The organism is Peptoniphilus sp. BV3C26 (assembly GCF_000478985.1).
GTDB classification, from domain to species: Bacteria; Bacillota; Clostridia; order Tissierellales; family Peptoniphilaceae; genus Peptoniphilus_B; species Peptoniphilus_B koenoeneniae.
Genome location: NZ_AWXB01000064.1, coordinates 1 through 9,196 on the forward strand (window position 1 = coordinate 1; position 9,196 = coordinate 9,196).

The window sequence follows — 9,196 nt, forward strand, 5'->3', positions numbered from 1 at the left end:
CTTCTTTAATAATTTTTTCTTTTTTATAATTTTCCTGATTTTTATTTGAAGGCAAAAAAAAGTTTGAATAAATAATTACCAGAAGGCTTGCAAGGATAAGCCAAACTAATGATATAAATCTCTTCATAAGCTCTTACTCCTATTTCTATTTTCTGCTTCAATTTTTGAAAATTTACATCCGCAGTAGTCTTGTCTGTATAAATTATATTTTTGAGAAAGTTCCACAGACCTTTTAAAGCCGTTTTTCTTTTTAAAATCACTCATTAAAAATTTTGCTCCCGTTTTTTTCTCAATAGCAAGTCCCATTTTATTTATAATTTGCGAATCCTTATGGGGGCTTATAGTAAGACTTGTTGTCCAAAAATCACAGCCCAAATCCCTTGCACAAAGACCTGTATATAAAAGTCTAAGGTAATAACATCTCATACATCTTTTGCCACCCTCAGGAGCCTTCTCTGTGCCTCTTATGACACTTAAAAATTCCTCGGGTATAAAGTCTGGAACAATTAAATTTATTTCTTCGTCTTTTTTTAAAGCATCAATAATTTTTCTTTGTTCTTTAATTCTTCTTTCCCATTCCATTTTTGAATCAAGGTTTGGGTTGTAAAATAAAATGTTAATTTGAAAATTTTCCATAAGTCTTTCAATAACTGCCGATGAACAAGGTCCACAGCAAGAATGAATTAAAAGCTTTGGCTTATAGTTTAATTTTTTAATTGTATTTTCCATTTCTAAATTGTAATTAATTTTCATGGAATAATTATAACACAATATTATTTTTAAAATAAAAAAGACGACTTTCGTCGTCTACTTTTATATTTTTTATAAGAAACTTAACCTTACATAAGAGGACCAAAAATTTTCATAAAAGCTCCAAAAAATCTGTAATAAATTGGTAGAGCCTTATAGTCTTCCATGCTTACCTCTTTTGAAATCAAAAGAGTATTTCTAAAATCTTCCCCTATGTCAAATACACTTTCTTCTCCGCATATAAAAATTCCATTTTCATAATTTAAATGAAAAGAACGAAAATCCATGTTTACAGTTCCTACAGTTGCCACTTTTCCATCTACCATCATAACTTTTGAATGAATAAAACCAGGTCTGTATTCATAAATTCTTACGCCCTCTGGAAGTAAGTCTTTAAAATGGCTTCTTGCAACGGCGAAGGGAATTTTTTTATCTGGAATATGAGGTATTATAATCCTCACATCCACTCCCCTTTTTGCAGCAAAAGTTAAAGCTACAATCATTTCATTATCGAGTATAAGATAGGGACTCATAATGTGAATGTATTTTTTTGCAGAATATGCCATGTGCAAATAAACATTTTTAGCAAGACTTTCTCCATCTCCTGGAGCATCTGAATAGGGAATAATATAATCTTTGGAATAAATCTCCTCAAATTTACCTTCTCCAAGTCTTTTTTCGTAATCTTTAGTTTCATCATTGAAAATGTTCCACATTTGCAAAAATATTGCCGTCATGGTTTTTACTGCAGGTCCCTTAATTTTTATTGCATTGTCCTTCCAGTTTCCATAATAATTTACAAGGTTTGCATACTCGTCTGCAAAATTTATTCCTCCTGTGAAGGCAACTTTATTATCTATAACAAGGACCTTTCTGTGATCCCTGTTGTTTTGATAAGTTGAAAGTATTGGTGCAACAGGAGAAAATACTTTTACTTCTATACCTGCTTCTGTTAAATCTTCCTCAAAATCCTTAGGCAAGTTAAACATTGTAATGGCATCAAACATAAATCTTACTTCAACGCCCTCTCTTGCCTTTTCTTTTAAAATAGAAATGTATTGGTCTAAAATTTCTCCGGATTTTAAAATAAAATATTCAGAATAAATAAAATCCTTAGCCTTTCTAAGCTCAGCGAACATTTCATCAAAAGCATATCTGCCTTCACTGTAATATTCCACTGGAGAATTGTCATAAACTGGATAAGGACCCAGATTATATAAATATTGTGCCAGATCTTTAAAGCTTTCCTTTTCTTCTTCCATCTCTTTTAAAACTTTTTCATTTTGTTTTAAATATGGTCTTGTCCTTTTTATATTTAATTTTAAATTTTCTATTGTAATTTTATTTCCCGGTATTGTATGCAAAAATAAATATAAAAGAGATCCAAATATGGGAAAAACTGCAATAGGTATTAGCCAAGAAATTTTATAGGCAGGATTCATATCCTTATCAACAATATGAACCGTCATAAAAATTGTAAGTAGAGCCATAAAAGGTGCAGAAAAATTAAGAAGCTTATCTTTAAACCAAATAAATATTGCCATAACAACTAATATTTGAATTAAAAGTAAAATTCCTATTAATATAATAGGTCTGTCTTTAAAGTTTTTACTTAATTTTTTAGCCCTTTGCTCATATTTTTGTCTAAATTCCTTCTTTACCTTTTTGGGCAATAAATTACTCAATTACCTTCAGCTCCTTAGGATAATTATTTAAAACTTTAACTCCGTCTTCAGTTACCAAGACGAGGTCTTCAATCCTTACTCCACAAACTCCTGGTTTGTAAATTCCAGGCTCAATAGAAAAAATATTTCCAACTTTCGTTAAATTATCATTTGTAGATGAAATATCGCCGCTTTCGTGACATTCCATACCTATAAAATGACCTGTCCTATGGGTAAAATATTGACCATATCCTGCATCTTCAATAACTTTTCTAACAGCCTTATCTATGTCTGAAATTTTGACGTTGGGTTTTACCATGGATATGCCTTTTAAGTTTGCCTTTAAAACAGTGTTATAAATTTTTTCCTGTTCAGAACTTACAGACTTGTAAAAAAATGTCCTTGTCATATCTGAACAATATCCATTTTTAACACAACCCATATCAATAACAATACTTTGGCCTTCTTCTTTTTTATTTTCATTTGTCATATGGTGGGGGTCCCATGAGCCTTCCCCATATCCTACAATAGTTTCAAAAGATTTATCTTCAGCTCCAAGATCCTTATAAACTCTATCTAAAAAATCGCACATTTCAAGTTCGCTTAAGTCCTCAGAAAGTTTTTCTTCCATTTTGCCCATAGCCTCATCATTAAGTCTTGAAGCTTCTTCCATAAATTCTATTTCTTTTAAATCTTTTACAGCTCTTAAATCATCTATCATAAAGGAACCTAACTTATAAGTTTTATCTCCTTCCATAAGATTTAAGAGAAATCTTGCAGGCATATTTTTATCAATGCCTAGGATTTTTGCATCTTTTATTAAATTTTTAAGACTTTCAATAGGCTTATCTGTATCTGTATAGACAACAGGATTTAAATCTTCTTCAATTGGTGGAAATAATTTATTTACAAAAATATTTATTTCTCCTTTAGAATTAATCCTTAAAGCGTAAAATCTTTCCCCTGGTTCAATATAAATTGAAGTTAAATATTTTATAGCAAAGGGGTCTGTAATAATTATTTCATCAAAATTGTTTTCTTTTAATTTTTCTATTAGTTTTTGTATTTTTTCTTTTTTCATAATTTTTTATTAATCTCGCATTTCACTATAAGAGAATTTTTTGGAATTTCAAGAGGAAATTCTTCCGGCATAACTTGGCATGAACCTTGAAATAAAATTCTCTTGTCATCTTTATCCTTAAAAGATATAAGTACATTTTTACATTTTTCTATCATCTCACAAATGTTCTTTTTGTAGGGAATATAAAAATAAAGATAGTCTCCTAAGAAAAATTCCATGTCCAAATTTACAGGAGAATCCCCATCTAAAAAAGAAACTCTCAGACTTTTCATACTTTTTAAAAGATCAGTATCCATGCTACCTCCTTATGTTTTTCTATATGCTATAATATCACAAGGAGGTAAGTATGAAAAACTTTAATTTAATAGATGAAAAATATATAGAAGATGTTCATTCAAAAGTTTCTTATTATGAGCATATAAAAACAAAAGCAAAAATAGTAACTCTTGAAAATAATATGGATAATCTTGCCTTCGGCATAGGCTTTAGGACTCCACCTAAAGATTCCAGCGGAGTTGCCCATATAATTGAGCATTCTGTTCTTGGAACTTCAAGAAAATATAAAACAAGAGAACCTTTTTTCGACCTTGTTAAGGGAAGTCCCAACACTTTTTTAAATGCTATGACTTTCCCGGACAAGACAATTTATCCCTTTTCAAGTAAAAATAAAAAAGATTTTTATAATCTTTTAGATGTTTACTTAGACTGCGTTTTATATCCTGGAATTTATGAAACCGATAAAATCTTTAAAAGAGAGGGCTGGCACTATGAACTTAGAGATAAAAATGATCCTATTATAATAAATGGAATTGTCTACAATGAAATGAAGGGTGCCTATGCTTCAGAAGATGAGCAAGTTTTTGATGCCTTAAACACTAGCTTATTTAAAGGCACAACTTATGGGGTTGATTCTGGTGGAAATCCTCAAGATATTCCAAATTTAACTTATGAGGCCTTTTTAAATTTCCATAAAACTTATTATCATCCTTCCAATTCTTATATTTACCTTTCAGGTAACCTTAATATGGAGGAAGCTTTAAGTTTTATAGACGAAAATTATCTTTCTCATTTTGAATACAAAAAAATAGATTCTCAAATAAAAACAAGAGAACCTATAAATGAAATTCGCCAAATTAATTTTGAATATCCAGCCTTAGAAATTTCTGAAAATAAAGATTATCTTGGCCTTGCCATTCTTACAGGAAAATATGACTCTGCCTTTGATTGTATAATTAATCAATTTTTAGTTGAGCTTCTTTTAAACACTGATGCCTCTCCTTTAAAAAATGCTCTTTATAAAAAAGGACTTGGCCTTGATGTTTATGGCACAAATATTGATAATTATGAACTTGCTATAAGCATTATGGCAAAATATGTTGACGGAAATAGAAAAGATGAATTTTTAAATACCATAAATGAGACTTTAGAAGATTTAGTTAAAAATGGAATTGATAAGGATCTTTTAAGGGCAACTTTAAATAAGTTTGAATTTACCATTAGAAATGGTGGCGGTGCCAATGCACAAATTTATCGTTTTATTTGGGCAATGAGCAGATGGCTCTATGATGGAAGCCCCTTTGAAGGTTTAAATTTTTCCAAGGAATTTAAAAAACTTAGAAATTATATAGATGGAGATTTCTTTGAAAAATATATAGAGGAAAAATATTTAAAAAATCAGGATAAGGTCCTTTTAATTGCAAAACCTTCCACAGAAAAAAATAAAATTATTGAAGAAAAGCTAAGAAAAAAACTTGAACTTTACAAAAATTCTTTAAGCGAAGAAGAAATTGAAAATTTAATAAATTCAACCCTATCTTTTGATGAGTTTTTATCTAAGGAAGATAGCCCCGAAGCAAAGGCTACCATGCCAAAACTTTCTTTAGATGATATTTCAAAGGATGTGGAAGAAATAAAAAGGTCTGTGGAAATTTATAAAGACTCTGAAATTTTAAAACACGATCAAGCTACTAACGGAATTACCTACGCCAATTTTTATTTTGACTCCTCTTTTATAGGAAATGAAGATTTATTTATTTATTCTGTAATGGATCTTTTAATAGGAAAACTTGACACCGAAAATTATTCTTATAAAGATTTGGATAATGAAATTTATAAAGTTCTTGGTGGTTTTTCTACAAGTCCCATGGTAACTTTAAAAAATAAAAGTAATGACCTTATTAGAAAATTCTTAGTTTCCTTCCCATTTTTAAGTGATAATGTTTCAGATGTTTTTAAAATTGTTGAAGAAATTATTTACAGAACAAAATTTGAGGATCTTAAGAGGATCAAGGATGTTTTAAATGAAGCTAAAAGCAAAATGGAAGATGATTTTATAAGTAAGGGACATCTTAAAGCTTCAGGTCTTGTTTCTTCTTATTACAATAAGGTCGGAAAATATAATGAAATTATTAACGGAATTGAATTTTATCACAATCTTTGTGATTTAATTGAAAATTTAGATAGGGATTTTGAAAAAATAAAATTAAAAATTCAAAAACTTTATGGAGAAATTTTTAACTCCAAAAATTTAATAGTAAATATTACCTGCGAAGAAAAATATTTAGAAGATTTAAGTCCCTTTAAAAAATTTATAGATGGACTAGCTAACAAAAAAATTTCACCAGTTCCCTTTGAATTTAAGGAAGAAGCAAAAAATATTGCCTACACTTCCAGCAGTGATGTTAATTTTGTTGCTAAGGGTTATAACTACAAGGCCTTCTCAGAGGACTTAGACGGCTCTGTGGCAGTTCTAAAAAATATTTTGAGTAATGAGTACCTCTATAACGAAATTCGTGCTAAGGGAGGAGCTTACGGTCAAGGAATGTTAATTAACGATCAGGGTGATATGATTGCCTTATCTTATAGGGATCCTCAACTAAGTAGAACTTTAAAAATTTATGATGAAATTCCAAATTATTTAAGAAATTTAAAAATGGACAAACAGGATTTAATAAATGCAATTATAGGAGGAAGTATTTCTTACGACCCCAACCTTGCACCTGAAGATAAGGGTTTAGTTTCTGGTCTTAGATATATTAGAGGAATTGATATTTCTGAAATTAAGAAGAAAAAAGCAGAAGCCCTTGCTACAAATCTTGAAAAATTAAAATCCTATGCTGATTTAATTGAAAAAGTTATGAATAAAAATTATTTAGGAGTTATAGGTAATAAAAATATTATTGAAGAAAATAAAAACATCTTTAAAAATATAAAAAGTCTTAAAAAATAAAAATATTAAAAAAGCTGATCGAACTTAAATCGGTCAGCTTTTTAAATATCAAATTTATATACAGGTCTTATTTTAAAATCTGTAAATTTTTCAGCATTTGTATAAAAATCTTTCCTATTTTTGCTTACTATATATTTTATATTTCCATTTAAAAATTTGAGAGTCCATTTTTTGTCCTCCATGTATTTTATAAAATAATTTTCAGCTAAATCATTAAGACTAATAACTTCCCCACTAACATGTTTTTTAAATCTATCTTTTATAAGAGAAAGACCTGTGTCAAATAAAAAAACATCTTTTTTGCCTCCTACAAGACTTTCAATTATCTTGTCACTTATATAAAGATTTCCTCCATCATTAACTGCATTTATTAAAAGTTGCCCATCTACAAAATCATCTATTGAATAAAAATTTTTTAAGTTGCTCGCTCCTATAACTGTGTGACTTTTAAGCAAGTCTTTATAACTTTCAAAAGCCGTTACAACTTTTTGAATGCCATTTAAATAATAAGCAAGAGTTGGATTTACAACTAAAATTGCCTTTGGGTTTTGATCTAAAAAATAATTTGCCCGAGCAAGGGCAATTGTCGATGCGGATTTTCTTCTTAATGCCATGGGATAAGATATGGTATCTGCAAAAAATACAAAAGATTCCCTATATAAATTTTTTCTTAAATTTTTTACCATTCCAATAGAGCCTATGGAATCATCATAGATGAAAATTTTATACATCTTCTCCTCCAAACCCATATACTTTATCATAAATATCCTTAAAATAATTATAGGCCCTTTTAAGATCTTCCTTATTCATAAAAATTCCAAAAAGACTCGAACCGCTTCCGCTTAATAGTCCTGCGGCATTAAAACTTGAAATTTTTTCTTTTAAATCATAAAGGTCCGGATGTTTTTCAAAAACCGGCTCTTCCATTTTATTTATTAGATTTTCCCTAAGACCATCCAAGTCCTTTGATAAAATAGAGGACCTTATTTTATTAAAATCAACCCTCTTATTATCTATCCTTATTTTTTCATAAACCTCTTTAGTAGAAATTTCATATCCAGGATTAATAAGTAAGATATTAAGCTTAGGTATTTGAATTTTTTGTAAAATATCGCCTATGCCCTCAGCTAAGAAAACTCCTCCATTTAAGCAGTAGGGAAAATCTGCCCCAATGTTTTTACCTATTTTTTCCAGTTCCTTTAAAGATAGATCTAAATCATAGGCAGAGTTTAAAAATTTTAATGTGTTTGCTCCGTTAAAAGTCCCCCCTGCAAGCCCTGCTCCATAGGGAACATTTTTTATAGCCTTACAAGTAAAGGGTAAATCTTTATTGGTAAAATTTTTAAGAGCCAAATATGATTTATAAATAATATTATCTTCTAACCTTAAATTTTCTATACCCACCATTTCAATTTTAAGTTCAGGGGATTTTTCGAAAAACATTTCTTCAAATAAGGGAATTTGATACATTATTGTTTTTATATTATGATAGCCGTCTTGTCTTTTATTTATAATGTCAAGACCTATATTTATTTTAGCTTGAGAATAAACTTTCATAAGATGATTTTAACATAAATTTTACAATAAAAAAAAGAAGGCTCAGCCTTCTTAAGAAATTTTTTCTCTATATTCTTCTAAATCTATATCATCTTCAATAACAGAAATCATAACTGTTGAAGTGAGTACATCAGAATAGGTGTAAGATGAAGTTGTCATTTCAATTCCATTTTCAACTTCAACTACAAACAAACTGGGATACACCGCTTTAATTTTCCCAAATCTTGTGACATATTTCTTCCTACCTTTATTGGCTTTTAAGACAACTTTCTTACCAATATGTTGCGTAAGCTCTCTCTTGATCATTTCCATCTGGTTCATCTTATATCCCCTCTACTCTCTTTATTTTGTTTAAGTATACTATATTTAGTGGTCTATGTCAAGTAAAACTTTATATTGTACTATCTTCATTTTTGCTTGTCAATACGTTTTCACAAAATTTTTACAATTTATAAGTTTAAATTTTTTTCTTAAAATTTATAAAAATTTTAATCTTATAAATAATCCTTATGCTCTTTTAAAGCTCTCTTTTATAATATAAAATATGTTATAATTGTTTTAGTAAGAAGGTGATAATTTGTATTGCCCAAATTGTGGTCATATAGTAAATGCAGAAGACAATTATTGTAAAAACTGCGGAAAAAATCTCAGAAATGTCAAAGTTACCATAAAATCAAATGACAAAGACCAAATTGATATGGAAGAAACGAGAATCTTTAAGCCCCTTAGAAATGATGGTATTGATTCAACTTCACAAATCAAAGATATTATTAATGCAGTTGACAAAAAAGTCAAATCAAATATAGAAAATTACAAAAAAAACATAAATCTGAAACCTGAAAATCCCACTAAATTAGACAAAGAGATAAATGATTTATCAAAAGTTTTTGAAGAAGACATAAAAAAAGAAAAGAA

At 28.9% G+C, this 9,196-nt stretch carries 9 protein-coding genes; 2 read left to right on the plus strand and 7 right to left on the minus strand.

Features of this window, described 5'->3' with window-relative positions; translation table 11 throughout:
* Window positions 1–123: 123 nt before the first annotated feature.
* The 4 genes from HMPREF1253_RS08100 to HMPREF1253_RS08115 all read right to left on the minus strand — a co-directional run bounded on the left by HMPREF1253_RS08100 (window position 124) and on the right by HMPREF1253_RS08115 (window position 3,791).
* The gene (locus HMPREF1253_RS08100; protein ID WP_023056301.1) at window positions 124–753 is read right to left on the minus strand and encodes an epoxyqueuosine reductase QueH; all 630 of its coding nucleotides are present in this window, start codon (window positions 751–753) and stop codon (window positions 124–126) included.
* A gap of 86 nt (window positions 754–839) precedes the next feature.
* Window positions 840–2,435 carry a cardiolipin synthase gene (gene cls, locus HMPREF1253_RS08105; protein ID WP_023056305.1) on the minus strand — a complete coding sequence of 532 codons (1,596 nt, stop codon included), beginning with the start codon at window positions 2,433–2,435 and terminating at the stop codon, window positions 840–842.
* Window positions 2,428–3,495, minus strand: coding sequence for a Xaa-Pro peptidase family protein (locus HMPREF1253_RS08110; RefSeq protein WP_023056300.1), 1,068 nt, complete (start codon window positions 3,493–3,495; stop codon window positions 2,428–2,430). Before HMPREF1253_RS08110 ends, cls begins: the two co-directional genes overlap by 8 nt.
* Window positions 3,492–3,791 (minus strand): hypothetical protein, encoded by a 300-nt coding sequence (locus HMPREF1253_RS08115; RefSeq protein WP_023056297.1) that lies wholly within the window; start codon window positions 3,789–3,791, stop codon window positions 3,492–3,494. The genes HMPREF1253_RS08110 and HMPREF1253_RS08115 overlap by 4 nt, the downstream gene beginning before the upstream one ends.
* A 50-nt stretch (window positions 3,792–3,841) precedes the next feature.
* Between HMPREF1253_RS08115 and HMPREF1253_RS08120 the strand changes: the two genes are divergently transcribed.
* On the plus strand, window positions 3,842–6,724 hold the full coding sequence (locus tag HMPREF1253_RS08120) for an insulinase family protein (RefSeq protein ID WP_023056303.1): 2,883 nt from the start codon (window positions 3,842–3,844) through the stop codon (window positions 6,722–6,724).
* 41 nt (window positions 6,725–6,765) lie between these two features.
* Here HMPREF1253_RS08120 and HMPREF1253_RS08125 read toward each other — a convergent pair whose 3' ends face one another.
* The 3 genes from HMPREF1253_RS08125 to HMPREF1253_RS08135 are packed head-to-tail and all read right to left on the minus strand — an operon-like array spanning window position 6,766 to window position 8,602.
* A complete protein-coding gene (locus HMPREF1253_RS08125; RefSeq protein ID WP_023056298.1) occupies window positions 6,766–7,455 on the minus strand; it encodes a hypothetical protein in 690 nt (229 codons plus the stop codon).
* Entirely contained in the window at window positions 7,448–8,281 is an 834-nt protein-coding gene (gene ispE, locus HMPREF1253_RS08130) for a 4-(cytidine 5'-diphospho)-2-C-methyl-D-erythritol kinase (protein WP_023056304.1), read from the minus strand. The genes HMPREF1253_RS08125 and ispE overlap by 8 nt, the downstream gene beginning before the upstream one ends.
* A 51-nt stretch (window positions 8,282–8,332) precedes the next feature.
* Complete coding sequence (locus HMPREF1253_RS08135; protein ID WP_036739912.1) at window positions 8,333–8,602, minus strand: Veg family protein; 270 nt, start codon at window positions 8,600–8,602, stop codon at window positions 8,333–8,335.
* A 256-nt stretch (window positions 8,603–8,858) separates the two neighbouring features.
* On the opposite strand from HMPREF1253_RS08135, the gene HMPREF1253_RS08140 reads away from it, so the two are divergent.
* Window positions 8,859–9,196, plus strand: a 338-nt coding sequence (locus tag HMPREF1253_RS08140; protein WP_023056296.1) for a zinc ribbon domain-containing protein, incomplete at its 3' end; no start/stop codon positions are given.